We start from the raw sequence: 26,900 nt of genomic DNA on the forward strand, positions 1-26,900 counted from the left end.
TCTAATGGCCGCCGGCGCGAACCCTCCAGCGCCAGCCCTCGCGAACGGACACTTGAGGCCCCTCTGGCGGGGGCCTCAAGTGTCCGTTCGCGCTGTTTTGGCGGGTGACGCCGGGTCAGGCGCGGGAGATGCTGATCATTTCCTCGCGCGGGACTACTTTGATCCGTTCACGCACGACGGCGGCGGTCCCGTCGGCGCCTGTCCCGCCTTCTGTCCACGCGGCGCCGAGGGCTGCTTCGTGCGCGTCCAGCTTGATCCAGCCCTCCCAAGTGGTGAACTGGATGCCGCGTTCCTGCAGGAGGTCGATGATGGCCTGCGGGTCCGGGTTCTGGGCGGGCGGCAGGGTGAGCCGGTCCTCCAGCAGGAAGCCGATGGTCTCCAGGGCATCGCCCTTGGTGTGCCCGATCAGGCCGACCGGCCCGCGCTTGATCCAGCCGGTGGCGTAGATTCCTGGGACGGGGTTGCCGTCGGAGTCGAGCACGCGGCCGCCCTCGTTCGGGATCACTCCGCGTTTGGCGTTGTATTCCAGCTCGTCCAGTGGCGAGCCGTGGTAGCCGATGGCGCGGTACACGGCCTGGACGGGGTAGTCCACAAACTCGCCCGTGCCTTTGACGTTGCCGGTGCCATCCAGCTCCATCCGCTCAAACTTTAGGCCGGCCACCCGGCCGGACCCGCCGTCGTCGGGGTCCTGGTAGATCTCCACCGGGCTGTGCAGGAAGTGCAGGTGCAGGCGGCGGGAGGACGGCTCTTCCGCTTCGGCGTGCTCCTCCACGAGCCAGTTGGTCAGCGTGTTCACCATGGTCTTGATCTGGTTGTTGCTGCGGATGGCGTCATCGGAGGCTTCGTCGAACTCGAAGTCCTCCGGGTACAGGACAATGTCCACGTCCTTCATGTGGCTCAGCTCGCGCAGCTCCAGCGGCGTGAACTTGACCTGTGCCGGGCCTCGGCGGCCGAAGACGTGGACGTCAGTGACCGGGGAGTTCTTCAGGCCCTGGTAGACGTTGTCCGGGATTTCAGTGGTGAGGAGTTCGTCAGCGTGTTTGACGAGCATCCGGGCCACGTCCAGCGCCACGTTGCCGTTGCCTATCACGGCGATTTCCTTGGCATCCAGCGGCCAGTCGCGGGGCACGTCCGGGTGGCCGTCATACCAGGACACAAAGTCGGCGCCGCCGAACGAACCGCCGAGATCAATGCCAGGGATGGCCAGGTCCGCGTCCTTGATGGCGCCGGTGGAGAAGATCACGGCGTCGTAGAAGGCGCGGAAGTCATGCAGGGTGAGATCGCGGCCGTACGTGACGTTGCCCAGGAAGCGGATGTCGCCCCGGTCCAGGACCTTGTGCAGTGCGTTCACGATCCCCTTGATGCGCGGGTGGTCCGGGGCCACGCCGTAGCGGATCAGGCCGTACGGGGCGGGGTAGGCCTCAAAAAGGTCGATGCTGACCTCGAAATCGCCGTCCTTGACGCCGTTGGACTTGGTCAGGATATCCGCCGCGTAAACACCTGCCGGTCCCGCACCCACAATGGCGACGCGGAGTGGACGTTTGGAGGTGGTTTCGCCTGGGTTGGACACCGGGAGCCCTTCTGGAACGAGGAGATTACGACGGAGGCGCACAGTGCAGTTGCGCACAATGTCCCATTCTAAATGTGCCCACCGCGGGACGCGGCATCGTGTGATGCCAGACGTTCAGCTGCCTGTCGCTCTTCCTTTACCCGCGCCACCCCCGCTGGCAACCATCCGGCTTGAGCCTTATCACGACCGCATGGGCGGCGTCCAGTCACAGGATCCCTGGGGAGCCATCATTTCCAATGAACGCATTTCCTTCACCTCTCTTGTTAGTCAGGCCCTTCCTGCGGCGACCCGCTGGAAGGAGCGCGAACTCGCCGTCTTCAGCGCTGGCGTTCAGCACGGCCATGTTTCCGCGCTGCCATCACTTAACGTGCGGCAACGGTTGACCAATCCCGTTGAACAGCCAACCGAAGTCCTGGCACAGCCAGTCCGCCTGCCGGCCATCCACCAACTGGTGCGCCGGATGGATCACTTCAACCAGCCACTGGTCGTCTGGCGCCTGATCTCGGGCAACCACAGGGAACTCGGCCGGGGGGTTGGCCTCTTCCCGAGCTATGCGGTGGCGGCCGCGAATGCGACGGCCGCTCAGAAGGCCGCCCAGGACCTGACCATTACCTTCGTCCAGAACCAGCAGGCCCGGGACTACGGATGGTACGTCAGCCTGCGCGGACGCCCCGTGTTGATGGCCAGCGCCTGGTACCCCACCATCCGGGACCGGGACCGCAGCGCCCTGGCGGCACTGGACCTGCTTGGCGGCGCACGCCTGCTGGAAACAGTGATCCGCCACGGACACCGGCATCTTCCGGTTGAGTTCCCGCCCGAGCTCCTGCGTGCAGGAGCTCCCGGCGTGGAACGGCTGCCCGAAGCCCCCTTGCCGGTGCTTTCACCAAACGTTCACCTGATCGCAGGTTCTTCTTAGCCAAGCAATTCGAAATGCCGGGCAGCGCCGCCGCAGACTCATAGCGGCCGGCACTGTCCTGACTACTCCGGCAGCCGCAGACCGCAGCGGCAGTGCCCGCACTGCGCCGTGGCCCACCTGCACCAGCTAATCCACTCGGTACCTAAGATGGGGAATCTTGACATGAAATTGAAGTCCTTCCAGGCTGTCGGCGCTATCTGCGTCACCGCCTTGGCACTCGGCCTGATCAGCTCAGCAAGCGCGTCTGCGGAGCCCACGACGCCGGACCGCCCGCTGGCGGCCGTTGGTTCCGACACCATCCAGGACGTCTGGAACGCCCTGACCAACACAGGCCCCATCAGGACTGTGGCTTCCTACGACGCCTTTGGCCTGCCCTCGGCGATCGTGACCAAAACGGGTGTCACCGCGTTTACGCGTCCCAACGGTTCCGGTGCCGGCGTCAAGGCCCTGAGCGCCAGCCTGAACCCGCTGAACCATGTTTACAAGGACTCGGCCAACAACACCTTCACGCTGAAAAGGAACGACGTCGACATCGCCCGGTCCTCTTCCTCACCCAGCGTGGCAGGCACTGACCTGACGTTCCTGCCGTTCGCACGCGACGCGATGACCGTGGCAGTCAAGGACTCCACCAACACGCCGGTGAACCTGACCACCCAGCAGATCGCCAACATCTTCAGCTGCACGGCCGGCGACGGCGTCACCATTGACGGCACCACAGGCAAGCCCGCCATCGGAACCATGACCTTTACTCCCAAGCTGCCCCAGGCCGCTTCGGGCACCCGCGCCTTCTTCGTGAAGGCCATCGGCGTCACCCCGAACAGCACCTGCATCCCCGACATCGAGCAGAACTATCCCGAAAATAACGGTGCGGCCCTCATCAACGACGGCGACATCATCGCTTTCTCCGCCGCCCAGTGGATCGCGCAGAAGAACGGCGCCATGGCCAACACCACGGCTGCCGGTCAGGTGCTGGCGAACATCGACGGCCTGAAGGCGATCGACCCGGCCACCACGGCTCCGGCACTGGCCCCCGGAGACCTCTACGGTAACGCAGCCGTGGCACCCGCGAGCGGCAAGGGCACCTTCGCCCGGGACACCTACAACGTGGTGGCCAGCTCCACCCAGACCAGCAAGCTCATTTACAGCCTGGTCCTGAGCAATGCCGTGACCACCAACCTGAAGACGATTGGCAGCAAGGTCATCATCAACAAGTTTGGTTTCAAGACGCTCTCCTACGTGGGCGACTGGACGATGGGCAAAAAGTCGGGTTACACCAACTAACAATTCCTCCGGCCGGGTCCTGAATTCCGTTCATAAAGAATTTACTTTCAGTACCGTCTTGCTTTACTTTGCCACGCCCGCAGAATTCGACTGATGACCCAGACTGATCGGTAATTCTTCGCAGCGATTTTCGCTGGTTGGCCGGTGGATTTAATTTCCCGGCGCCGGGCAACACCGCAGCAGTAGACACGTTTATCTGAGAAAGAAGAAATGATTATGGCTAACGCCACGACAATGAAATCCCGCTGGGGCCTGAACGCCACGGCCGCCGTTGCCGGCACCGCCCTCCTGCTGGGCGGTGGAATCGCTGTTGCCAACGCGGACCTCCCGGCCGGCTCGGCAGGAACCGTCACGGCCAACCCGACGAGCGGCAACTGGAGCGCCCTGAGCCTGTCCGTGCTGAAGCTGCACAGCGACATGGCCTGCCCCACCACTGGCAACATCCTCGAGGGCGCGCTGATCTTTATGTCCGAGCCCGGGCAGGAAATCCAGCCGGCGCTGAGCAGCACCGTGGAAGCGCAGACGGTCTACCCCCTGACGCAGGATCCCCAGTACGCGATGTCCCTGAATGCCAACGGCACGATTGCCGACGACAACACGCTGGAATCCGGTTTTGTGAACAGCAGCAAGACCCCCATTGCTGACATGTCCGCCGTTGTACAGGCCAACCACACCTACAGCATTGGTTACGTCTGCACCGTCTCGAACGAGAGCGTCACCACCGCCAAGATCAACCCGGTCGCGGGCAAGTCCGTAGCCTCCTGGGCCACGCTCACCACCGACGCGTCCAAGAACTGGACCATCAGCCAGCCGGTGGTGACCACCCCGACGGCGACCGCCACGCCGACGGCCACCGAAACGGCCACTCCGTCACCGAGCGCCACGCCCACCGAAACGGAAACGGCCACCCCGACGCCGACCGCCACGGAGACCCCGTCGGCCACACCGACCGGAACCGCGACGCCCAGCAGCACGTCAGTCCCGCTGGCCACCACGGGATCCGTCAAGGAACTGACCGCCGGCGCCGAACTGGTCAGCGGCCAGAAGTTCGTGGTCAACGCTCCCGCCAGCACCTTCGTCGCTGGCGAAACGGTCACCGGCGAGATCCACTCCGAGCCGGTTGTCCTGGCCGAAACCGCCGTGGCCAACGCTGACGGTTCGGTCAGCTACACCTTCACCGTTCCGGCCGACCTGCCTGCCGGAACGCACACCCTGGTCCTCAAGGGTGCAGCCGGCGCAACGTTCGAGGTCACCGGCCTGACCGTGACCGCCGGGTCCAACGCTCCCTTCCTCGCGGACACCAACTGGTTCGGCGCTGCCGCCGCCAACCCGGCAAGCACTGCGGGACTGGCTGCCATGGTCATTGGCGGACTGACGCTCATGGGTGTGGGCGGCGGGATCTACATTTCCCGGCGCCGCAAGGCCACCCGAGCCTGATTCACCAGGAATTGCCCGGATCCCGCTGGGGTCCGGGCAATTCCGCTTTCAACGCCAATTACTTTTGTTCACCTCCCGGAAATCCGTTCTTTATCAAAGCACAGCGGACCCGGGACGATTTACCGAAATAATAGTCCAGCAGCTTCCGCTGCCAACCGGCTGGACCTTCCACTGACAGGTCTGAACAATCGGCCCGCAGGTTTGATGACCGACCCGGAATAATGAAAAGAAAGAATTCATGCCGCTTCCATGGAATACCCGACAGGCCGGCGCCAGGCCCCGTCAGCAACCCGGCGCGCGGTGGGCTTCCCCTTTGGCCGCTGCGGCCGCTGTGGGCGCCCTCCTGCTGGTCTCGCTTCCGCCGAGTTCGGCAGATCCGGTCCTTCCGGGCACCGACTGGGGGCCGCGCGGCTCCATGGTCAGCGACACCTCGGCGACCGTCACGTGGGACAACACTGACAATGCCCCCGAGAGCACGGTTCACCGCGAAAACCAGCAGCAGCTGCCGCACACTGCCGGGAAGACGTACGACGACGTCGATCAGCGGCTGCGCGATTCAGCGACCCGTGCCTTCGGCCCGGGCAACGGGCTGGGCGGCCTGTCCGTGAGCGTCTCCCAGACCAGGAACCTGCAGAACCAGTCAGTGGCCGTCAGCTTCACCGGCGCGGATCCCGCCACCGGCAGCAATGGTGCCAGCACGTCCTATCTGCAGGTGTTCCAGTGCTGGGGCAAACCGGGCACGGACAACAAGCCTGACCCCGCGGCCACCGAGCCCGACCCCTCCACCTGCCAGTTCGGCGCGACCGGACTTGACGGCGATATTTCCAGCACGGCCCACCAGCGTTCACTGCTGAACGATCCCCTGGTCCGCGGCGGGGACTGGGAAGCCCCGGATCCGTCATCCCCCACCATGAACCTTCCGGCCCCCTTCCTGGCTGTCACCGGCGAAGAAACGCGTATCACGGACGGCTTCAACCTCAGCGAATACCGCAACCCCTTCTTCAGCCGGACCAGCACGAACGAGTTCTCCCGCTTTATGTCCTCCGAACAGGGCGCAGGCTCGCGCACCTTCGAGGTTCAGAGCGGCGCAGAAGCCTCCGGAATGGGCTGCGGCTACCGCCCGGATGCACCCAGCGTGGCCAAATGCTGGCTGGTAGCCGTACCGCGGACAGCCGCGATGGACGCCATTCTGCCGGCCGGACCCCTCTCCCCCAGCCTGTGGGCGATGCGCCTGCAGGTCCCGCTCCACTTCCAGGACGTCGCGGCAGTTTGCCCCACCGATCAGTCGGCTACCCTCAGCGTGGGTTCCGAAGCCCTCAGTACGGCGATGAAGTCCTGGATTCCCGCCGTGTGCGACACGAAGAAGTTCACGCTCGGCTTCTCACCGCTGGCTGACCTGCAGGCCCGCACCCAGCTGCAGCAGCCCGACACCCTCGCTTTCATCACCCGCCCCGCCGCCGGTGACCTCAACGCCCTTTATGTGCCGACAGCGCTGGCCGGGGTGGTGGTCGCCATGACCATTGACAATGCCTGCACGGCAGCGTTCACGCAATTCACGCTGGCCGACTGCGGTTATCAGGACAAGGCAGAGTGGGAGGCCGACAAGGCACGCAGCTCGGGTCTGGTGCGTGACCTGAAACTCAATGCCAGGCTGCTGGCCAAGCTGCTCACGCAGAGCTACGTGCAACACACTGCCCCGGCTTCCGCCATTGAGGCCCCCTTCACGAAGCCCGGCACCACGGCCTATGGCCAGCCGATGACGTATTCCATCCAGAATGATCCGGAGTTCAGGGCCCTGAACCCGAAGGGCCTGGGTTCCTCCGGCAACCTCAGCCCACCCGTGGTGGAAGGCCTGCGCTCCGATGCCGCGTCAGCCGTCTGGGACTGGCTGCTCAACGACAAGGATTCCCGGGCCTTCCTGAACGGTTGCCCGGATCCGTCCGGCATGACCATCAACCCGTTCTATTCGACGCGGACCTACAGCGAATGCCAGGAAAAGGCCACCGAACTGGACCAGCAGGCCGCCCGGAAGGTCGCCGAGACCAAAACTCCTGACGGGTTCACGTACGCCCGCCAGTCCTACCCCTCCGAAGGGGCCGCGTACCCGCAGGTCTACTGGGCCCAGAAGCAGGCCGTCATGGCCGGCGATGGTTCCATCGCCGAGCCGGCCCTGACCGTAGGCGACCAGTACGCCCGCGTCCAGGACATGGCCGCGGCGGCCCAGAACACCGTGCGCGCCCAGCCGGCATCCACCACGTCCTGGTGCGCCGACTGCAGCCCGCCGGCCTACAAATCCGTGGCGCGCCAGGGCTACGGCAGCCGCAGCGTCCTGTCCATTACGGACGCGGCCTCGGCCTCGAAGTTCCAGCTGCCCACCGCGCAGCTGTGCAACGTCAGCGGCTCACAGTGCATTGGCGCCACGGCCAGCAGCCTGCAGGCAGCAGCCAGCCAGTTCGAACCCACCGGTACCCCCGGCGCCATGCGGCCGGCCAGTGTCCCGGACTACACCTCCGCGTATCCGCTGACCCTGCCGATCTACGGCGTGGTGAACCTTGCCTCGGTCAGCCAGACCCAGGCCGCAACGTTCGCGCAGCTTTTCTCGTACATCAGCACCGAAGGCCAGAAGACCGGCTTCAGGAGCGGGATGCTGCCACCTGGCTACGCGCCACTCACACCGGCGCTGCTGCAGTTGGCCGCCGCCGGCATCCAGACCCTGCAGGGAATCCAAGGGCCCCAGCAAGCCGCGGCCGCCACCACCGACCTGATGCCGATGGAGTCCGTGTCCGGCGCGAACGTGGTGCCCGCAGTCCTGGCACCGGCCGCACCGGCCGCTGCCGCAGCAGAAGTCGTCCCGGCGGCAGCACCTGCGGCTGCCCCCGCGGCCGCCGCTGCGGTGCCAAGCCGGACCGCGGCCACCAGCAGCGCCTGGCCCCAGTACACGCTGGTGATCGGACTCGTGGCAGCATTGGCAAGCGCTGCCGCCGCGCCGCTGCTGGCACGGGGACGGCGTCGATGAGCACGGTCCTGCCCCGTTCCCGCGCCGATGAAGCGCAGGATACTCCCCGCACCCTGCACCAGCAGCTGGAACAACAGGACTACCTGTTCCGGACCGTCACCCGGATCGGCGGCGGAATCGTCCTGGCCATTATGGTCCTGGTGGGCCTCTTCCTGGCCGGCAACGGCGTCGGCGCCATCAGCGAGGTGGGGCTGGGCAAATTCCTGACCACCCAGAACTGGGCGCCGGAAACCAATGACTTCGGCATCGCCGCTGTTCTGTGGGGCACGGTGCAGATCGCCACGGTTGCCTTAGCCATCGCCATGCCGCTGGCCCTGGGGACGGCACTGTTCATTACCGAAGTCGCCACCGGCTGGATGCAGAAGGCACTGACCAGCCTGATTGACCTCCTGGCCGCCGTGCCGTCGGTGGTCTTCGGCCTGTGGGGCGCCTACATGCTGCAACCCAATGTGGTGGACTTCAGCAAGTGGCTGTCCACGTGGTTCGGCTGGATACCGTTCCTGCAGGTGGACGGCGTTGATCCGGGCAGTCCGCTGCGGGACACCGTGCCGTTCACGGCCTCCGCCTTCATCGCCGGGCTGGTGGTGGCCATGATGATCGTCCCGATCCAGACCTCCATCATGACGGAGTCCTTTCGGCGCGCACCAACGGGTGAGCGAGAGGGCGCCTACGCCCTGGGCGCCACGCGGCTGGGCATGATCCGCACCGTGGTGCTGCCCTTCGGCCGCGGCGGCATCATCGGCGGCACCATGCTCGGGCTGGGACGGGCGCTCGGCGAAACCATCGCCATCTACCTGATCATTAGCCCGGTCTATGCCATCAATTTCCATGTCCTGGAAAAGGGCGCCAACTCGATCGCCGCCATGATTGCCCTGAAGTACTCCGAATCCAACGAATCTGCGATGAGCGCGCTGATGGCCGCAGGACTGACGCTGTTCGTGATCACCATGCTGGTCAACATCACGGCCTCAGCCATCATGGCGAGGTCCCGGTCCGGCGCAGAAAGCGAGGGCTGACCATGACGACCACCGACGACGGACCCGCCACCTTCGAGGTGACCGATCTGCCTGCCGATCCCGGGCCACGCCGCCCAGCTACTGAGCTGCCGCAGCTGTCCAATTCTGCCGGCGCCCCGGACGAAGTCCGGGTACGGCTTGGCGTTGGCCGCAACCACGTCCTGTCGCTGGCCGGCGCGGCCGCCGGCGGGCTGGCCATGGGCCTCCTGCTGACCGTGGCCCTGGGACTGATCCCCCTGGGCTGGCTGTTCATCGTTTCCTACCTATGGTTCCTGCTGCTGTATACCGCCCTGATACACCTGCGGCAGCCGGCTCCGGCAGTCCGCAACGGACTGGTGACGGTCCTGCTCAGCTCGGCGGGCGCCGCCGTCGCCGGCACTCTTGGCCTGGTGGTGATGTTCACGTTCGCCCGCGGCCAGGAAGCGCTGTTCCACGTCAACTTCTTCACCACTGACATGACCGGCGCCGGGCCCCTGTCCGGCCTGGACCAGGGCGGCGTGCTGCATGCCCTGGTGGGAACGCTGGAACAGATCGGCATCGCCCTGGCCATCACCATTCCGCTGGGAATGACGACGGCGGTATTCCTCAACGAAGTGGGCGGGCGCCTGGCCCGCATCGTGCGCACAGTCGTGGAAGCAATGACGGCGTTGCCGTCCGTTGTGGCGGGCCTGTTCATCTACGCGGCGGTGGTTATGGCCATCACGCACCAGACCAATGGTTTTGCCGCTTCGCTGGCCATCACCGTCCTGATGCTGCCGATCATGATCCGCTCGGCCGACGTCGTCCTCCGGCTGGTGCCCGGGAACCTGCGCGAGGCAGGCCTGGCCCTGGGCGCGGGCCAATGGCGGGTGGTGTGGCACATTGTGCTGCCCACCGTCCGCTCCGGCCTGACCACCGGCGTCATCCTGGCCACCGCCCACGGCATCGGCGAGACCGCGCCGGTCCTGCTGACGTCCGGCTTTACCGGCGTGATGAATGCCAATCCGTTCTCCGGTCCGCAGACACCGCTTCCGCTGGCTGCCCTGGACTACGTCCGCTCCCCCGTGCCGGAGATGGTGGCTCGCGGCTTCGCCACCGCGGCGTTCCTGCTGTTCGTGGTCCTGGTGTTGTTCATCATCGCCCGCATCATCGGCGGCCAGGACGCCGGCAAGCAGACACAGGCCCAGGCACGGCGCGCGGCCGCCAGGTCCCGGCGCGACCTGCCCCGCATTGAACGCAACCACGCCCAACTGCTGGCGAGCCTGGGCGCAGCACCTACCGACAACATGCAGGAGAAACCATGATCCGCCCCCTTTCCAAGCGACGGACCGTTCCGGCGGTCCTGGGAATCCTGCTGTCACTCGGTATGGTGCTGACTGGCCTGGCGCCTGCCCAGGCAGCCAACTACCTGCGCATCGGCGGCTCCGGATCCTCCTGGGCGGGCAACGCGCTGCAGGACTGGATCGCACGGGTCGGCGCCCAGGGCGTGACGGTGGACTACGAGAACAAGGGTTCCTCCACGGGGCGCAAGGAATTCGCCGACCAGATGAAGCAGTTCGCCGTCTCGGAAATCCCCTACACCGGGGACACCGCCGACCCGCGCGACAACAGCATGCCCGGCTTCGCCTACGGCATGCTGCCCGTGGTGGCCGGCGGTACCGCCTTTATGTATAACCTCAAGGCCGGCAGCTCACGGATGACCAGCCTCAAACTCTCGCAGCCGGCCATCGCCAAGATCTTCACCGGCCAGGTCACCCGCTGGAACGATCCCATCATCACCGCCGACAACCCCGGCGTTGCCCTGCCTGACGCCACCATCAACGTGGTGGTCCGCTCTGACGGCTCCGGCGCCACCGCCCAGTTCACGCTCTGGCTGCTGCGCCAGTACCCTGCCGACTACGCCAAGCTGTGCGCCGTCACCGGCTGCGACCCGCAGCACGCCACGTCCTTCTACCCCACGCAGGGTCTCAAGAACTTCGTGGCCCAGAACGGCTCGCAGGGTGTCACCACGTACTCGGCGAACAACCAGTTCACCATCAACTACGACGAGTACTCCTACGCCCAGGGCATCGGCTTTCCGGTGGCACAGGTCAAGAACGCTGCCGGCTTCTACACGCTGCCCACGGAGCACGCAGTGGCCGTGGCGCTGACCCAGGCGAGCATCAACCAGGACAAGGGGTCAGCGAACTACCTTTCCCAGGACCTCTCCAAGGTGTACGGCTACAAGGACCCCCGCACGTATCCCATGTCGGCGTATTCGTACATGATCGTCCCGACCCAGGCCACCAATGCCCTGAACCCGGCGCAGGGAGCCACCCTGGGCTTCTTCGCGAACTACGCCCTGTGCGAGGGCCAGCGCCCCATGGGCCAGCTCGGATACTCGCCGCTGCCCATGAACCTGGTCCTGGCCGGGATGGAACAGATCCGCAAGATACCGGGCGTGGACCAGGACACCATCCGCAAGATGGACCAGACCCGCGACAGTGTGTCCGGCGGTTCGGCGCCCGCCTGCAACAACCCCACGTTCAAGCCGGGCGACTCACCTTCGGCCAACCAACTCGTGCGGAGCGCACCGTTCGACAAGGCCTGCGACGCTGCCTGCCAGGTGCCCTGGCGCGGTGCCGACGCGGCCGTCAACCAGGGCCCGGCAGGGGCCCCGGCCGCAGCAGGAGCCGAAGTTCCGGCCAGCACCGCCGAAGTGACTGACCTGGCCGACGCCGGAGCGGCTGCCGTCGATCCGGCCAGCGACGCGGCAGCCTGTGACCCCGACAGCGGCACCTGCACAGCCGTAGCCGCCGGGGCCGCCAGCGGCGTCGCCGGGCAGTTAACGCCTGTCACCACCACGCTGGCCTCCAGCCGCGGCTGGGGACAACCGCAGAACCTCCTGCTGATCATCGGCGGCCTCGTGGGCCTTCTGGTCCTCGTCCCGCCACTGACCGCCGGCGCCCTGGCCAGGCGTGCGGGGAGTAAGCGCGGCACCAAAGCATGACCGCGACACTCCCGGGCCGGCGCCAGACCGGCCCCCGTTTCCTGCACCGCGGCGCGCTCGCGTGGCTCCGCCGTACGGCACGGAACAGGCGCCGGGCCACCCCTGTCAGGCTCCCGCCGTCGCACACTAACAAGGCGATTTCGCTGGGTCTGGCGATGGTCTCGGTGATCCTCTTCGGCCAGATCATCAACATTGTGATCATCTCGCAGGTGCAGCACTCCACCACGCAGACCCGGCTGTTTGAAGAGCTCCGGACCGGCCTGGCGGAAGGCTCCGCACCGCTCGGCCAGACGGACCACACGGGCGCATTGGTGGCCCCCGGGACACCGCTGGCCCTGCTTTCGATTCCCGCACTGGACATCCAGGAAACGGTGGTGGAGGGAACCACATCCCGGGAACTGATGGACGGCGTCGGCCACCGGCGGGACACTCCCCTGCCGGGGCAGAGCGGCACAAGCGTCCTGATGGGCAGGGCCGCCGCCTACGGTGGCCCCCTGGGCCAGCTGACCCGCCTCGCACCGGGCGAGCGGTTCACCGTGACCACCGGGCTGGGAGTGGCCGAGTTCGAGGTGATGGGCCATCGCCGCGCCGGTGACCCCGGCCCGTCCATCCCCACCGGTGACGAAGGGCGCCTGACCCTGACCACCGCAGCCGGGGCCGCCTTCCTTCCCGACGGCGTCCTGCGGGTCGACGCCAAGCTGCTGTCCAAGGCTTTCCCGAAGACCGCGCCGGTCCTCTATCCCGCATCCCTGGAAGCCGCCGAGCTGCCCCTGGGATCTGACACCTCGGACCTGGTAGGACTCCTGGTGTGCCTGGAACTGCTGATCCTGGCCGCCATGGCCGCCGTCTGGTCGTGGTACCGCTGGGGTCAACGCGAGACCTGGCTGGTGTTCCTGCCGATGCTGGGCGCGCTGTCAGTCCTGACCGGTACGCAGGTCAGCCTCCTGCTGCCCAACCTGCTTTAGTGAAAATCTCCATAGAAGGAACCCTGATGACCACGCAATCATCCTCCGGCCACACACTGGCCGTGTTCGATCCGCCCGAGGGCGAGGGCTTCCCGGACCCGTTCGCCGGGAGCGAGGCGGCCGAGCTCGACGCCAGGGCGGTCAGCGCCTGGTTCGGCGAGCGCAAGGTCCTGGACCGCGTCTCGCTGACCATGGAAGCGGGACAGGTCACGGCCCTGATCGGCCCGTCGGGCTGCGGCAAGTCCACGTTCCTGCGGATCCTCAACCGGATGCACGAAATGGTGCCAACAGCGTCGCTGGCGGGGCAGGTCCTGCTGGACGGGGCCGACATCTACGATCCGGGCCGGCGGGTGACCCTGGCGCGCCGCAACATCGGCATGGTCTTCCAGAAAGCCAACCCCTTCCCCGCCATGTCCATCTACGAAAATACCGTCGCCGGGCTGAAGCTCGCGGGCATCAAGGCTAGCCGGCTGGAGAAGGACTACCTGGTGGAGGATTCACTCCGCAAGGCATCCCTGTGGGACGAGGTCAAGGACCGGCTGCACCAGCCCGGCGGCGGACTGTCAGGCGGCCAGCAGCAGCGGCTGTGCATCGCCCGATCCCTGGCGGTTTCCCCGCGGGTGCTGCTGATGGACGAGCCATGCTCGGCGCTGGACCCCACGTCCACCCGCCGCGTCGAGGAGACCATCGCGTCGCTGCGCGGACTCGTCACGATCGTCATCGTCACCCACAACATGCAGCAGGCCGCGCGTATCTCGGACACGTGCGCCTTCTTCCTGGCGGCACACAACGCGCCCGGGGCGATCGTTGAACACGGCCCCACTGACGCCATGTTCCAGTACCCGCAGGACCAGCGCACCAGCGACTACGTCAACGGACGCTTCGGGTAAATGCGACGGGCCCCCACATCCGCCGCCCGCAGGCGCCGCCGCTACCGCAACCTTGCCGCCGTCGGCCTGACCGGGCTGGGCCTTGCCGTGGTGCTAGTGTACGGAATCCCGCTCCTGACGGGGGCCCAGCCGCTGCTGGCAGTCCCCGGGCAGGCCACGGAATCTGCACCGCAGCTGCCCGACTACGGCGCCACAACGGCAGGCGGCGGCGCCCCGCTGGTAGTGGAGACGCCGGCAGAGGCTGAGGCGGTGGCCGGCCGGGAACTGGCCCGGACACCTGCAGGGCCGGGCCAGCCGGTGCGGGTGCAAGTGCCGCGGCTCGGTATGGACATCCCCGTGTTGCCGATGGCCCTCCCGGCCGACCGCCGGGTCAACCCGCCGTCCAATGGATTCGCGTACTGGATCAGCGACTACGGACCGGCCGGCGCCGGGGCCACCAACACCACCTACCTGGCCGCCCACTCCTGGAACCTCGGCTACTCGGCATTCAACGGACTGATGGACATCCAGGCCGGCAGGGGCCGGGCACAGCCGGGCGATGCGGTGCTGGTCACCACGCCGGAGGGCGTCACGAGATACACGGTCACGGGGGCGGCCGGCTATGCAAAGACCAGTCTCGGGCAGCGGGACGACCTCTGGGCTGCCGTGCCCGGGCGGCTGGTGCTGGTGACGTGCTTCCAGCTGAACGACGCCGGCGCCACCGAGAACTACGTTGTGTACGCCGAGCAAACGGGCTGAGCAGGCGGCAACAACCGGCAGCAACGACGGGCCTCAGCCGCTCTGGCGCAGCGGCACCACGTCACCTTCCCGGTACAGCAGCGCCCGGAGCTCGGCTTCCGCGGAGTCCAGGCGTTTGGGGTCGATGGTCTCCCCCGCGGCAAAGTGGTCCAGCAGCCGGGGGTCAACATAGCTCTTCCGGGCGATCGACGGCGTGTTCCCCAGCACCACTGCAGCCTCCAGCATGGCCACGCTGATGGCGCCCTTCCGCGCGGCAACGGTCGGTTGCGGGCCGCTGCGAGCCAGGCTGACGGCGGCGGCCACCGTCCCGTGCAGGGTCCGAAAGTCCTTGGCGGTGAAGTCCAAACCCGTCCGCTCCTTGACGTAGGCATTGATGTCCGCGCTGGTGACCGGCCGCCAGGTCCGACCCTCCTTGAACGCCAGCAGCCTGGCATTTCCACCGCGGCGCTTGAGCATCCGCACCAGGGCGGCGAGGTCGGCGTCGTGGATTTCCGACTCCCAGTCCTTGCCGCTCTTGGCCGGAAACCTCAGCTCCAGGCACTCCTTCCGGACATGCACATGCGCACACAGGAGCGTGGCCAGGCCGCGGCTGCCGTTCTCGTTGGTGTACCGCTCCGATCCCACCCGCAGGGACCCGCTGTCCAGCATCCGGAAGGCCGCCGCCAGGACACGTTCGCGGCTGGGGCCGTCGCTGCGCAGGTCCAGGGTGACCAGCCGGCGGGCGGTGGGCAGCGACTCGGCCAGCTGCAGGGCGCGGTCGAACTTCACGCGGTCCTTCCGCTCCCGCCAGGCGGGGTGGTAGATGTACTGCCGCCGGCCCACCGCATCGAGGCCTGTCGCCTGGATGTGCCCGTTGTCGAACGGCGCAATCCACACGTCCGTCCAGGCCGGCGGGATGCCGATGCTTTCCAGCCGTTCCCGGACAGGCCCCTGCTGCAGTGTGGAGCCGTCCAGGTCCCGGTAGCTGAAGCCCGTCCCGGCGGGCACGCGACGGTAGCCGCGGCCGTTGGTGTTGCTGCGGCGGAGCCTCACGGGACGGCAACCTGCGGGGTCATCGGTTCCATGAAGGAAAGCGTACTGACTTTTGACTGGAATACGCGTCCATCAACTGGTGTTATTGGTTACGTGCCTACTCCCCCTGAAACCGACTCTTTACCCAAGACCGCTGTGACCGCGCCAGCAGGCATCAAGGCTGTAGACAAAGAGACTACGGAGGGAGTCCTGTTCGGCTTCGGTGCGTACGGGCTGTGGGGGCTGCTCCCCCTGTACTTCTTTGCGCTGATGCCCGCCGGTGCGTTGGAGATCGTGGCCAACCGCGTGGTGTGGTCCCTGTTTTTCTGCATCCTCCTGATCACGGTCACCCGGTCCTGGCGTGCGCTGGCCGCAGCCTTCCGCGACCGCTCCGTGTTCGGCACCCTCGCCATCGCGGCCGCACTCATTGCCGTGAACTGGCTGACCTACACCTACGGCGTCACCACCGGCCAGGCCGTCGAAGCCGCACTGGGCTACTTCATCAACCCCCTGGTCTCGGTCCTCCTGGGTGTGTTCGTCCTGAAGGAGAAGCTGCGCCCCCTCCAGTGGGCCGCCGTCGGAATCGGTTTTGTAGCGGTGGGCGTGCTCACGGTGAGCTACGGCAAACTGCCCTGGATCGCCCTGACGCTGGCCGTCAGCTTTGGCCTGTACGGGTTTGTGAAGAAGCGCGTTGGCCCGAAGGTGGACGCGGTGACCAGCCTCAGCGTGGAAACCATCGTGCTGGCCCCGATCGCCGCGGCCACCATGGTGTTCCTCGGCGCCAGCGGCGCGGCCACCCTGGCCAGCCAGGGCGCCGGGCACTTCTGGCTCCTGGTGGCCTCCGGCGTGATTACCGCGGTGCCGCTGCTGTTCTTCGGTGCGTCGGCCCGCCGGCTGCCCATGACCACCATCGGGCTGCTGCAGTATGTTGCCCCGCTCCTGCAGTTCATCGTGGCGCTGGTGGTGTTCCAGGAAGCCATGACCACCAGCCGCTGGATCGGCTTCGGCGTGGTGTGGCTGGCCCTGCTGGTGCTGACCGTCGACATGCTCCGGATGGCAGGCAAGAACTCAAGGGCAAGGAAGCGGGCCCGCGCCTCATAGTACGAGCGCGAACGAACACTTGAGGCCCTGGAAACGTGAGTTTCCAGGGCCTCAAGTGTTCGTTCGCGCCGTTGCGAGGGGGCGCTACCTCTGTGGGGCGGGGTCCTAGGCGTTGGCCTTGATGGCCGCTGCCAGGATGTCCAGGCCGTCGTTGAGCAGGTCGTCGGTGATGACCAGCGGGGGCAGCAGGCGGATGACGTTGCCGTACGTGCCGCAGGTGAGGATGATGACACCCTCCTTGAGACAGGCAGCGGCCACGGCTTTGGTCAGCTCGGGGTTGGGTTCCTTGGAGCCGGCCTGGACCAGTTCGACGGCCAGCATCGCGCCACGGCCGCGGATGTCGCCGATCACGGACTTCCCGGCGCTGCCCAGTTCGGCCTGCAGTTCCTGCAGGCGTCCCGTGGCGAGCTGCTCTATGTGGCGCGCACGTCCGGCGAGGTTGTATTCCTCCATGGACCCGATCGCGGCCAGCGCGGCGGCGCACGCCACCGGGTTACCGCCGTAGGTGCCGCCCAGGCCGCCCGGGTGGACGGCGTCGAGCAGGTCCGCGCGGCCGGTAATTGCGGACAGCGGCATGCCGCCGGCGATGCCCTTGGCCATGGTGATGATGTCCGGGACGACGCCCTCGTGGTCTACCGCGAACCATTCGCCGGTGCGGCAGAAGCCGGACTGGACCTCGTCGGCGATGAACACCACGCCGTTGGCCTTGGCCCAGGCGGCCAGCGCGGGGAGGAAGCCTTCGGCGGGGACAATGAAGCCGCCCTCGCCCTGGATGGGCTCGATGATGATCGCGGCAACCTGGTCGCCGCCGATCTGCTTCTCGATCATGGTGATGGCGCGCTTGGCGGCCTCGGCACCGGTGATCGAGGGGTTCTCCTCGCGGTACGGGTAGCTCATGGGCATGCGGTAGACCTCGGGCGCGAACGGTCCGAAGTTGGTCTTGTACGGCATGGCCTTCGCGGTCAGCGCCATGGTCAGGTTGGTGCGGCCGTGGTAGGCGTGGTCAAAGGCGACGACGGCGTCACGTCCGGTGGCGAGGCGGGCTACCTTGACGGCGTTCTCCACAGCCTCGGCGCCGGAGTTGAACAGCACGGTCCGCTTCTCGTGATTGCCCGGGGTCAGGCGGTTGAGCTGCTCGGCGAGGGCCACGTAGCTTTCGTACGGGGTGACCATAAAGCAAGTGTGGGTGAAGTGCTCCACGGCTTCCTTCACGGCCCCGACGACGGCGGGATCGGACGCGCCGACGCTGGTCACCGCGATGCCCGAGCCGAGGTCAATGAAGGAGTTGCCGTCGACGTCGTGGATGATGCCGCCGTCGGCGTCCGCAACGTAGACCGGAACGGCGGAGGCGACACCAGCGGCGACCACTGCCTTGCGGCGCTCGGTCAGGGCGATGGACTTGGGGCCCGGGAAGTCGGCCTGGACACGGCGCTTCTGTTCCAGGCGGAAGGTGATTTCACTTGCTGTGGTGCTCATGGGAGTCTTCTTTCTTACTGAACGGGCCCACGCCGGCAGGGTTCCCTTGCCGAAGCGAAGCGAGGTTAGGGCGCCGGTGGGGACTATGCGTCGAGTGCGCTCATGACGTGCTTGATGCGGGTGTAGTCCTCGACGCCGTACATGGAGAGGTCCTTGCCGTAGCCGGACTGCTTGAAGCCGCCATGGGGCATTTCGGCGGTGAGGAGGATGTGCGTGTTGATCCAGACCGCGCCGAAGTCCAGGTCGCGGCTCATCCGCATCGCCGTGCCGTGGTCGGATGTCCAGACGCTGGACGCGAGGGCGTATTCGACGTCGTTCGCCAGTTCGAGGGCTTCCGCCTCGGAGGAGAACTTCTGCACGGTGATGACCGGGCCGAAGGTTTCCTTCTGGACGATGTCATCCGTCTGCTTGGCGCCGGTGACGATGGTGGGTTCGAAGAAGAAGCCCTTGTCGCCGGCGCGGTGCCCGCCCGTGACAACCTGGCAGTTCTCCGGGAGGTGCTCCACTACGGAGGTGACGGCGTTGAAGTGGTTCACGTTGTTCAGCGGGCCGAAGTAGTTGTCTTCGTCGTTCTGCGAGCCGGTGTGCAGGGTCTTGGTGTGTTCCACCATGGCCGCCACGACGTCGTCGTGGACCGAGTCTTCCACCAGCACCCGGGTGATGGCGGTGCAGTCCTGGCCGGCGTTGAAGAAGGCGAACTCGGCGATGGCCGCGGCGCTCTTTTTGATGTCGGCGTCCTTGAATACGATGGCCGGGGCCTTGCCGCCGAGCTCCAGGTGGGCGCGCTTGAGGCCCTTCGCAGCTCCGGAGGCCACGGCGATGCCGGCCCGGACGGAACCCGTGATGGAGACCAGGCCGGGGACCCGGTGTTCCACCATCATGGCGCCGGTTTCGCCGGTTCCCAGAACTACGTTCAACACGCCGGCAGGCAGGATGTCGCCGGCCAGGCGGGCCAGCACGAGGGTGGATTCGGGGGTGGTGTCGGACGGCTTGAGGACGACTGTGTTGCCGGCCGCGAGAGCAGGGCCGATCTTCCAGATGGCCATCAGGAACGGGTAGTTCCAGGGCGCAACCTGGGCCACCACACCGATGGGTTCGCGGCGCACATAGGAAGTGTGGCCTTCGAAGTACTCGCCCGCTGACTTTCCTTCCAGGATGCGCGCGGCACCGGCGAAGAAGCGGAGCTGGTCGGCGCCGGCGGCAACTTCCTCGGAGGCAATGAGGCTGCGCACCTGCCCGGTGTTGCGGTGCTGCGCCTCGACAAGTTCGTCGCTGTTGGCTTCAACAGCGTCCGCGAGCTTGAGCAGCATCAGCTGGCGCTGCCCGGGGGTGACGTGCTTCCAGGTCTTGAAAGCATCCTTGGCCGCGGTCATGGCGGCGTCGACGTCGGCCTGGATGGAGACGGGAGACTGCGCCACTACCTCGCCGTTCGTGGGATTAACGATGTCCAGCAGGGCAGTGCCCGCAGGCGTAACGAACTCACCGTTGATGAAGTTCTGCAAGGTTTGAACCACGGTGTACAACCTCTTTCATAGGGAACATCAGCTGCGAAGCGGATGGTTGCGACTGCCTTGAGCCTATGCCAGCACCTTCCCCCGGGGAATAGCCACCTGCACACCCTTGGCCGCAATGTTTAGTGCGGTTGACCAGCGTCCGTCTATCCTTGAGCCATGGCCATTTCCCTCGCCACCCTGCTCGGCGTGCACTCCCTCCACCTGTCCAATGCAGGCCTTGCCGAGACCACTTGGCACGAGGACATCAACTGGGTTGCCGTTACTGAGCTGGAGGACCCGCAGCGTTTCCTCAGCGGCGGCGAGCTGGTGCTCACCACCGGCATGCGCCTGCGGTCCGCGCCCGAGCAGCGGCGCTTCGTCCGGCAGGTCCAGCGCGCCGGAGCCGTGGGCATCGGGTTCGGGACAGGTCTGACGCACGACGCCGTCCCGCCGGCCCTGATTGCCGAGGCCAACCGCTGGGGGCTGCCGATCGTCCAGGTGCCTTACGAGACTCCGTTCATTGCCATCGGCAAACTGGTGGCGGAAGCGCAGGCCGCTGATCATGTCGCCAAGCTGGAGCGCCTGATCGCGGGCCACCAGATCCTGGCCCGCGCCCTCCTCACCGGCGGCGGCCTCACCCAGCTCCTGAAGCACCTGGGCGGGATGTTGCGGACTGAGATTGCCCTCACCCAGTTCACCGCACACCTGTACAACAGCAGCACCGAGCTCCCCTCCGCTGACACGTGGGCCTCCTACCCCATCCCCACCGGCCGCCGCGATGCCTGCACGCTGTGGGTCCGCGAGACCTTCGAGGATTCGGGCATCATCGGCTACGCACAGAACCTGATCAGCGTGGAGCTTAACAACATGGTCAAGCAACGCCAGGCCCAGCGCGCCCTGTGCGGCCAGGTGCTGGAGGACGTCATCCACGGCGCCCTGGAGACCAGCGAGGCACAGCGCCGGCTCGCCGGTGTGGGCCTGAACAGCACACGCAAAAACGTGGTGCTGCTGGCGGTGTCCGCCGCCCATCACAAGGCCCTGGTGAGCACCTCGGTGCCGCAGCCGCTGGAGACGGCGGTGGCCGCCGTCGTCGGGAAGGACCTGGTGGTGGTGATCAACGACGACGGCGGCACGGCACCTGCGCTGGCCAGGCGCCTCAGCGACCACCTGGCTGAGGCCGGGATCCACGCGACAATCGGGATCGGCGGCGCGTACACCAAGCCCAACGGCCTGCGCTGGAGCTACTTTGAGGCGCGCGATGCTGCGAGCCACGGCCTGCCGGTGAACGAGCCGGAACGCCTGAGCCTGACGTCACTGTTGCTGGCCAGCGAAGACGTTCCCCTGGCCGACATGGCCCACGAGTCGCTGAACCCGCTGCGCGCGTTCGACGCCGCGCACGGTGCCGAACTGGTGACTACGCTGGAAAGCTACCTGAACAACAACGGTTCCGTGGCCGCCGTCGCCGAAGCCCTGACCCTGCACCGGAACACCGTACGGTACCGGCTGGCGCAGATCACCGAGCTGACCGGCTACGATCCTTCGGTCACGGCGGACCGTGTGCAGCTGTGGTTGGCGCTCGCCGTGTCGCGGCTCGGAGCGCGGCAGGCCAGGTAGGCCAGCTGCCCTAAATGACCGTCCCCCGGAGGACCTTCCGGGACTTCTTTTGTTCCTTCCGGTACTCAGCTTCGGCCTCGGCCGCGAGCTGCACCTGCCGGGTATGGAGCGTGACGTAGGCTGACGCGACGGCCTCGGGCAGGTCCGGCGCCGCCGCCAGCTTGGCCAGCAGGTCCCGGGCCACCACGCTGTCGTGGAAATCGCCGAGGATCTGCTGCTGGCGGCGCGCGGCCTTGGCGATTTTCGTGGCGTGCTTGCCGTGGACCGGCTCCACGGATTCCGCCACGTGCCGCAGCCGCTTGGCGTCCTTACGCACGTCGTGAAGGGCGGTCTCGTGGTCCGCTCCCCGGCGTGCACGTTTGGCCGTCCTCGCTGCGCGCTGCAGGCGTTTGGCGGCCTTGGCCACTAGCTTGCCCACTGCCTTACGGGCGGGGGCTGCACCCTCGCGCCGGACCGGCGGGTGGTCACGGAAGGCTTCCAGGTCATCCAGGAGCCGGAAGTACCGTTCGGAAAGCAGTCCCTTCTGGAGTTTCCGGTAGGCGTTGTTCAATCTGTTGCCGAGTTCATCGTCCAGCCGGTCCTTCACTGCCGAGGCCAGCCCGGGCGGCAGGTCGGCCGCGTGTCCGCGCAGCCGGTCCAGCATGACTTCGGCGTCACGCGGTTTTCCCAGCACGCCGCCGAGCCACTTCAGCTCGTCCCGAAGGCGCCGCACGGCCACGGCACTGTAGAGCCGTCGGTAGGCCGCGAGTGCGGAACGGGTTCGGCGGGTTGCTGACCGCAGGGCGTGCACAGCCTCGGGTTCCTCCAGGCGGACGCCGGGATCGTGCGCCAGGATCTCGCGGATCTGCTCAGCCAGGTAGGCGGTCAGGAGGTCCGACACAGGCCCCTTTTTGCCAGGACTTTTTGGGCCGGCAGCGGCACCGGACTCCCTGGCAGGCAGTGCCAGGACTTTTGCCAGCTTGGAGCCGTGCTTGGCAGGGCGCGCCCCGGCAGCGGCCAGGATTTCCGCCGCGGCCGGGAACAGGTCAGGACTCCCATGCACCAGCTCGAGTTCCCATTCGCGCCACTCCCGTGTCCGGGCACTGCGGTCGGGGGCGGCTACCCCGTCGGGCGCGGCCACGCCGTTCGCAGCGCCGTCGGCAGCGCCGTCGCCCGCAGCGGCGTCGCCGGCGCGGTCGGGCGCCGCCACGTCGGCGGCGCCCAGCAGCTCTGCGCTCACGCGGTCATCCGCCAGGTCCGCCAGGTGGACGCCGTCCTCGCCATATAACGCATAGGTGGTCCGCCGGGTTTTCAGCCGGACCACCGGGGCGGCGTCCTCGCCGCGGAGGTAGGCCAGCACGTGCGCCAACAGGCTGTCGGGAACGACGCCGGGCTGGCCCAGCGGGGCGTGCAGCTCGCGGCGCCGCCGGGGTTCCGAGCCGGAGCCGCCGGCTGCGTCGCCGGACTCCTCGTCGGATCCGGGGCCCTCCGCGGTCAGCTTCAGGTGCCAGCCGGCGTCGACTCCGCCGGTGCGGCGGCGAAGCGTGATGTCACGGGCGGCGAGCGTGTGGGTTTGCGTGTCGAAGTACACCGCTTCCAAGGTGTCCACGTGGGGCTCCCCCACCCGGGCTACCCCGGGGATGTCCGCGAGCGACGGCACCTCGGCGTCCTGACCGACGTCGTACTTCTTTTCGACCTCAACTGCCTGCGGAGCCATGACCGGCCGTCCTTCCACGTTGATGGGCGCCAGATCCAGCTGGGCGGGTTCTCGAGAGCCCGGGGCCGAACTCCTGTGGCCCGAGTCTATGCCCGCAACATTAATAGCCGGGAGAGGTTCGCCACAGAACCCTAGACATCAAACGTCTAACGTCTAACGTTAAGACATGACTGTTGCCCCCACCGAAGCCCCGACGCTGTCCGACGCGCCGCCCAAGCCGCGCACCGCCGTCGTCTTCGGCGTCATTGCGCTGGTGCTGATTGGGCTGAACCTGCGGGCAGGGATCGCGGGCGCGTCTGCCCTCCTCCATGATTTTCAGCAGGTTCTGGGCTATGGGCCGCTGGTGGCGGCGATCATTCCGTCCATCCCCACTCTCTGTTTTGCGGTGGCGGGGGCGGCGACGTCGTGGCTGACGGGACGGCTCGGCGTCGAGAAGGCAATCCTGCTGGCGCTTGGCTTTCTGGCTGGCGGGCTGCTGCTCCGCGGGATTCCGGCAACAGGGATGCTGGTGGCGGGCACCGTCGTGGGGATGTCCGGCCTGGCGGTCTGCAACGTGGCCATGCCGTCATTCATCCGCGAGCATTTTGCCCACCGGACGTCGGCCATGACGGCGCTGTACACCGTCACCATGACCACCGGCGCCACCGTCACCGCGGTGGCCGTGGTCCCGCTGGCCCTGGCGCTCGGCTCGCCGTCCGCCGCGGTGGGCGCGATCGGATTCCTGGCCGTGGCCGCCTTCCTGGGCTTCGTACCCGTCGTTCTGCATGCGCACCGCAACAGCGTCCGGAACACTGCTGCCCGCATCTCCCCGTGGCCTCTGCTCCGCACCCGGAAGGGCCAGCTGCTCACGGCCATTTTCGCTCTCCAGGCGCTGCTCGCGTACTCGCTCATCAGCTGGTTCCCGTCGATGTTGATCAGCATGGGGCTCAACTCGGCAGACAGCGGCCTCATGTACGGGCTCATGCAGCTGGTCTCCGTGCCTGCCGGCATGGTGCTGCTCGCCATCGGCTCACGGCCCCGGATGCTCCGGCCAGCGCTGTACATGGTCAGCATCACTATGGTGGCCGGCCTGGCGTCACTGCTGGTGGTGCCGGTGGGCCTGGCCATCATTCCCACCGTCCTGCTCGGCTTCGGCCTGGGCATTTTCCCGCTGGTCATGGTGATGATCAGCCGGAGCGGGACGAGCACCGCCGAGACCACAGCCCTGTCCACCCTGGCGCAATCCACCGGCTACTTGCTGGCCACGGCGGGCCCCTTCGGCGCCGGTCTGCTGTTCAGCGGCACCGGCGGCTGGTCGCTTCCCGTGGCACTCCTGCTGGGCCTCGCCGTGGCCCAAGTGGTGGTGGCCCACCTGATCTCACGCGCCCCCTTGTCCGGCCTGAAGAAGTAGGACGCCATGACCCTGAGCACCTCACACCGCCAGCCCCTCGCCGCCGAGGTCACCGCCAAACTCCGGCAGATGATCCACTCCGGCGAGTGGCCCCTTGACCAGCGCATCCCCGCGGAACCGGAACTGGTGCAGGGCCTGGGCGTTTCGCGCGGCACATTGCGCGAAGCCATCAGGGCCCTGGCCCACAGCGGGATGCTGGAGGTCCGTCGCGGCGATGGCACCTACGTCCGCGCCACCAGCGAGATGTCCGGCGCCGCCCGGCGCATGTACCAGGACCACACGGACGAACACATCCTCGAGGTCAGGCTGGGACTGGACACGCAGGCAGCGCGCCTCGCTGCCCGGAATGCAACGGCCGACGACGCCGCCGCCCTGCGTGCCGTGCTCGCCACCCGGGAGGTCGCCTGGAACGCCGCGGACTTCGAGGGTTGGGCCCGGGCGGACTGGGACTTCCACGCGCGCGTTGCCCATGCCACCGGGAACCCGCTGCTGCACGAGCTCTACGTCAGTTTCGGCGATGTATTCCACCAGGACCTGCTCAAACAGCAGCGCAAGGGCCGGCTGGACGGTCTCACGTACGAGGGCCATGGCGCCCTGGTGGATGCGATCGAGGCCCACGACGCCGACGCCGCAGTGGCCAGCGTCAACCAGAATCTGAACACCTGCGCGGAGTGGCTGCGGGCGTAAGTCCAGTTCCTGCCTGGTGGCCCAACTAGGTAGCGCTAAGTGTCGTTATGAAGGCCCATAACGACACTTACCGCTACCTAGTTTTTCGTGGCACGTGAACGTGGGGTTTCTCCGCAGGCCAGCCCCATCAGTAGGCTTACTACCTGACGCAGGTAGTAACGCCCCGGGTGCCGCCCGCATCCCGGGTGCCCGCCGATGACCAGGAGTTTCCATGTCACGAGCAACCCACCAGGCCCCGAACGAAGAGACCCCGAGTGAAGAGACCCCGAGCGAAGAGACCCAGGCGAAGCCGCGGGCGCGGAAGCCGCCCGGCGCACTGTGGGCCGACTGGCTGGGAAGAGTGGGGATCCGTTCGGCCCAGGTCCTGCTGATCCTGGCAGTGGCCGTGGTCTCTGTGTACGCCCTGATGCAGATCAAGCTGCTGGTCATTCCGGTCCTGATCGCCCTGATCCTTGCCGCGGCCATCGGCCCGTTCGTCAACGTGCTCCGCAGCCGTGGCCTGCCGGGCGCCGCTGCCACGGGACTGGCGTTTGTGGCGCTCCTGCTCCTGCTGGCAGGCGTTGGTACGGTGATCTACTTCTCCGTCCGGAGCCAGTGGGCCGAGCTGGCGCAGCAGGCCTCCTCGGGACTGGACGAGCTGGAGCAGTTCCTGCTCACCGGTCCAATTCCGATCGACCGGGAGCAGCTGAACCAGGCACGGGAGGGGATCATCCAGTTTGCCACCAGCAGCCAGGTCCGCTCGGGTGCCATCACCGGACTGTCCGTGGTGACGGAGTTCCTGGCCGGAAGCGCACTGGTGGTGGTCATCCTGTTCTTCTTCCTCAAGGACGGCGCCAAAATCTGGAACTTCTTCCTGCGGCCCTTCAGCGGGCAGCGGGAAGCAAAACTCCGCCGGGTGGGCAGCCGCACGCTCGAAGTCCTGGGCGGCTACGTCCGCGGCACCGCCATCGTGGCCCTGGTGGATGCCGTGGCCATCGGCGCGGCGCTCCTGATCCTGCAGGTTCCGCTGGCGTTCCCGCTGGCCATCATTATCTTCATGACCGCTTTCATCCCGCTCGTGGGAGCCACGGTGGCCGGCATCCTCGCGGCCTTGGTGGCCCTCGTGGCCAACGGTCCGGTGGTGGCGCTGATCGTGGTGGCCGTGGTGATCGCCGTGAACCAGTTGGAGGGTGACTTGCTGCAGCCGATCGTGATGGGCAAGTCGCTCCAGCTCCACGCACTGGTGATACTGATGGCGCTGACTGCCGGCACCATCCTGGCGGGCATCATCGGCGCCGTCCTGTCCGTCCCCATGGCGGCCGTCATTTGGGCTGTCATTCAAGTGTGGACCGCTGAGGATCCGAACCTTGAGCCGGCCTGAGCCGGATCTTTAAGAATCGACGCGCATATTCCCTGGCGCACTGGAAATATCAGGCGCGCCAAGGAATTTGCGCGTCGGAGGCACTTTTGCGCGTCGCAAGCACAGCGCCCGACGACGGTCCGGCACCTGGGTGCGAACCGACGTCGGGCGTTACCGCGTCTTAGTGCTGCTGCTACCGCTTAGCCTCGATCCACCGATCCGCCTGGGCGGATGAGCTGAATTCGGTTTCGGCTCGTTGTGCGGGCGAAGGGCGTGCTGGGGTGCCGGGCCTCGCT

20 protein-coding genes are annotated in these 26,900 nt (G+C 66.9%); 15 read left to right on the forward strand and 5 right to left on the reverse strand.

Annotated features, from left to right (window positions below):
• Positions 1–115 precede the first annotated feature (115 nt).
• Positions 116–1,570: an FAD-dependent oxidoreductase gene (locus tag NG696_RS17240; RefSeq protein ID WP_252576240.1), complete on the reverse strand. Its 1,455-nt coding sequence runs from the start codon at positions 1,568–1,570 to the stop codon at positions 116–118.
• 190 nt (positions 1,571–1,760) lie between these two features.
• Here NG696_RS17240 and NG696_RS17245 point away from each other — a divergent pair, with 190 nt between their 5' ends.
• The 10 genes from NG696_RS17245 to NG696_RS17290 all read left to right on the forward strand — a co-directional run bounded on the left by NG696_RS17245 (position 1,761) and on the right by NG696_RS17290 (position 14,797).
• Positions 1,761–2,486 (forward strand): hypothetical protein, encoded by a 726-nt coding sequence (locus NG696_RS17245; protein ID WP_252576241.1) that lies wholly within the window; start codon positions 1,761–1,763, stop codon positions 2,484–2,486.
• Positions 2,487–2,648: 162 nt separating this feature from the next.
• Positions 2,649–3,767, forward strand: a complete 1,119-nt coding sequence (locus tag NG696_RS17250) for a hypothetical protein (protein WP_252576242.1) — start codon at positions 2,649–2,651, stop codon at positions 3,765–3,767.
• A 216-nt stretch (positions 3,768–3,983) separates the two neighbouring features.
• The gene (locus tag NG696_RS17255) at positions 3,984–5,204 is read left to right on the forward strand and encodes a hypothetical protein (protein WP_252576243.1); all 1,221 of its coding nucleotides are present in this window, start codon (positions 3,984–3,986) and stop codon (positions 5,202–5,204) included.
• A 238-nt stretch (positions 5,205–5,442) separates the two neighbouring features.
• Positions 5,443–8,220 carry a hypothetical protein gene (locus NG696_RS17260; RefSeq protein WP_252576244.1) on the forward strand — a complete coding sequence of 926 codons (2,778 nt, stop codon included), beginning with the start codon at positions 5,443–5,445 and terminating at the stop codon, positions 8,218–8,220.
• Entirely contained in the window at positions 8,217–9,236 is a 1,020-nt protein-coding gene (gene pstC / locus NG696_RS17265) for a phosphate ABC transporter permease subunit PstC (protein ID WP_104061816.1), read from the forward strand. The genes NG696_RS17260 and pstC overlap by 4 nt, the downstream gene beginning before the upstream one ends.
• Positions 9,237–9,238: 2 nt before the next feature.
• Positions 9,239–10,519: a PstA family ABC transporter permease gene (locus NG696_RS17270; protein WP_219816411.1), complete on the forward strand. Its 1,281-nt coding sequence runs from the start codon at positions 9,239–9,241 to the stop codon at positions 10,517–10,519.
• Positions 10,516–12,204, forward strand: a complete 1,689-nt coding sequence (locus tag NG696_RS17275; RefSeq protein WP_252576245.1) for a substrate-binding domain-containing protein — start codon at positions 10,516–10,518, stop codon at positions 12,202–12,204. The genes NG696_RS17270 and NG696_RS17275 overlap by 4 nt, the downstream gene beginning before the upstream one ends.
• On the forward strand, positions 12,201–13,169 hold the full coding sequence (locus tag NG696_RS17280) for a sortase (protein ID WP_252576246.1): 969 nt from the start codon (positions 12,201–12,203) through the stop codon (positions 13,167–13,169). The genes NG696_RS17275 and NG696_RS17280 overlap by 4 nt, the downstream gene beginning before the upstream one ends.
• Positions 13,170–13,195: 26 nt before the next feature.
• On the forward strand, positions 13,196–14,059 hold the full coding sequence (locus tag NG696_RS17285; protein WP_104061813.1) for a phosphate ABC transporter ATP-binding protein: 864 nt from the start codon (positions 13,196–13,198) through the stop codon (positions 14,057–14,059).
• Positions 14,060–14,797: a class F sortase gene (locus NG696_RS17290; RefSeq protein ID WP_252576247.1), complete on the forward strand. Its 738-nt coding sequence runs from the start codon at positions 14,060–14,062 to the stop codon at positions 14,795–14,797.
• Between the two features lie 33 nt (positions 14,798–14,830).
• Here the strand turns inward: NG696_RS17290 and NG696_RS17295 are convergent, their stop codons facing one another.
• Positions 14,831–15,829: a DNA topoisomerase IB gene (locus NG696_RS17295; protein ID WP_252576248.1), complete on the reverse strand. Its 999-nt coding sequence runs from the start codon at positions 15,827–15,829 to the stop codon at positions 14,831–14,833.
• 135 nt (positions 15,830–15,964) lie between these two features.
• On the opposite strand from NG696_RS17295, the gene rarD reads away from it, so the two are divergent.
• Positions 15,965–16,909, forward strand: coding sequence for an EamA family transporter RarD (rarD, locus tag NG696_RS17300; RefSeq protein ID WP_252576249.1), 945 nt, complete (start codon positions 15,965–15,967; stop codon positions 16,907–16,909).
• A gap of 105 nt (positions 16,910–17,014) precedes the next feature.
• On the opposite strand, the gene gabT is transcribed toward rarD, so the two are convergent.
• Positions 17,015–18,385 (reverse strand): 4-aminobutyrate--2-oxoglutarate transaminase, encoded by a 1,371-nt coding sequence (gene gabT / locus NG696_RS17305; RefSeq protein ID WP_252576250.1) that lies wholly within the window; start codon positions 18,383–18,385, stop codon positions 17,015–17,017.
• An 83-nt stretch (positions 18,386–18,468) separates the two neighbouring features.
• Positions 18,469–19,899 carry a gamma-aminobutyraldehyde dehydrogenase gene (locus tag NG696_RS17310; RefSeq protein ID WP_252569790.1) on the reverse strand — a complete coding sequence of 477 codons (1,431 nt, stop codon included), beginning with the start codon at positions 19,897–19,899 and terminating at the stop codon, positions 18,469–18,471.
• Between the two features lie 156 nt (positions 19,900–20,055).
• On the opposite strand from NG696_RS17310, the gene NG696_RS17315 reads away from it, so the two are divergent.
• Positions 20,056–21,492, forward strand: a complete 1,437-nt coding sequence (locus NG696_RS17315; RefSeq protein WP_252576251.1) for a PucR family transcriptional regulator — start codon at positions 20,056–20,058, stop codon at positions 21,490–21,492.
• A 10-nt stretch (positions 21,493–21,502) separates the two neighbouring features.
• Here the strand turns inward: NG696_RS17315 and NG696_RS17320 are convergent, their stop codons facing one another.
• Positions 21,503–23,188: a CYTH and CHAD domain-containing protein gene (locus tag NG696_RS17320; RefSeq protein ID WP_252576252.1), complete on the reverse strand. Its 1,686-nt coding sequence runs from the start codon at positions 23,186–23,188 to the stop codon at positions 21,503–21,505.
• A gap of 166 nt (positions 23,189–23,354) precedes the next feature.
• On the opposite strand from NG696_RS17320, the gene NG696_RS17325 reads away from it, so the two are divergent.
• The 3 genes from NG696_RS17325 (at position 23,355) to NG696_RS17335 (ending at position 26,625) form a co-directional block, all read left to right on the forward strand.
• On the forward strand, positions 23,355–24,578 hold the full coding sequence (locus tag NG696_RS17325) for an MFS transporter (protein WP_252576253.1): 1,224 nt from the start codon (positions 23,355–23,357) through the stop codon (positions 24,576–24,578).
• A gap of 6 nt (positions 24,579–24,584) precedes the next feature.
• Positions 24,585–25,265, forward strand: a complete 681-nt coding sequence (locus NG696_RS17330; protein WP_252576254.1) for a FadR/GntR family transcriptional regulator — start codon at positions 24,585–24,587, stop codon at positions 25,263–25,265.
• Between the two features lie 211 nt (positions 25,266–25,476).
• Positions 25,477–26,625 (forward strand): AI-2E family transporter, encoded by a 1,149-nt coding sequence (locus NG696_RS17335; RefSeq protein WP_252576255.1) that lies wholly within the window; start codon positions 25,477–25,479, stop codon positions 26,623–26,625.
• The last annotated feature ends 275 nt before the right edge of the window (positions 26,626–26,900 follow it).

This window comes from Pseudarthrobacter cellobiosi (assembly GCF_023913755.1).
Classification (GTDB): domain Bacteria; phylum Actinomycetota; class Actinomycetes; order Actinomycetales; family Micrococcaceae; genus Arthrobacter; species Arthrobacter cellobiosi.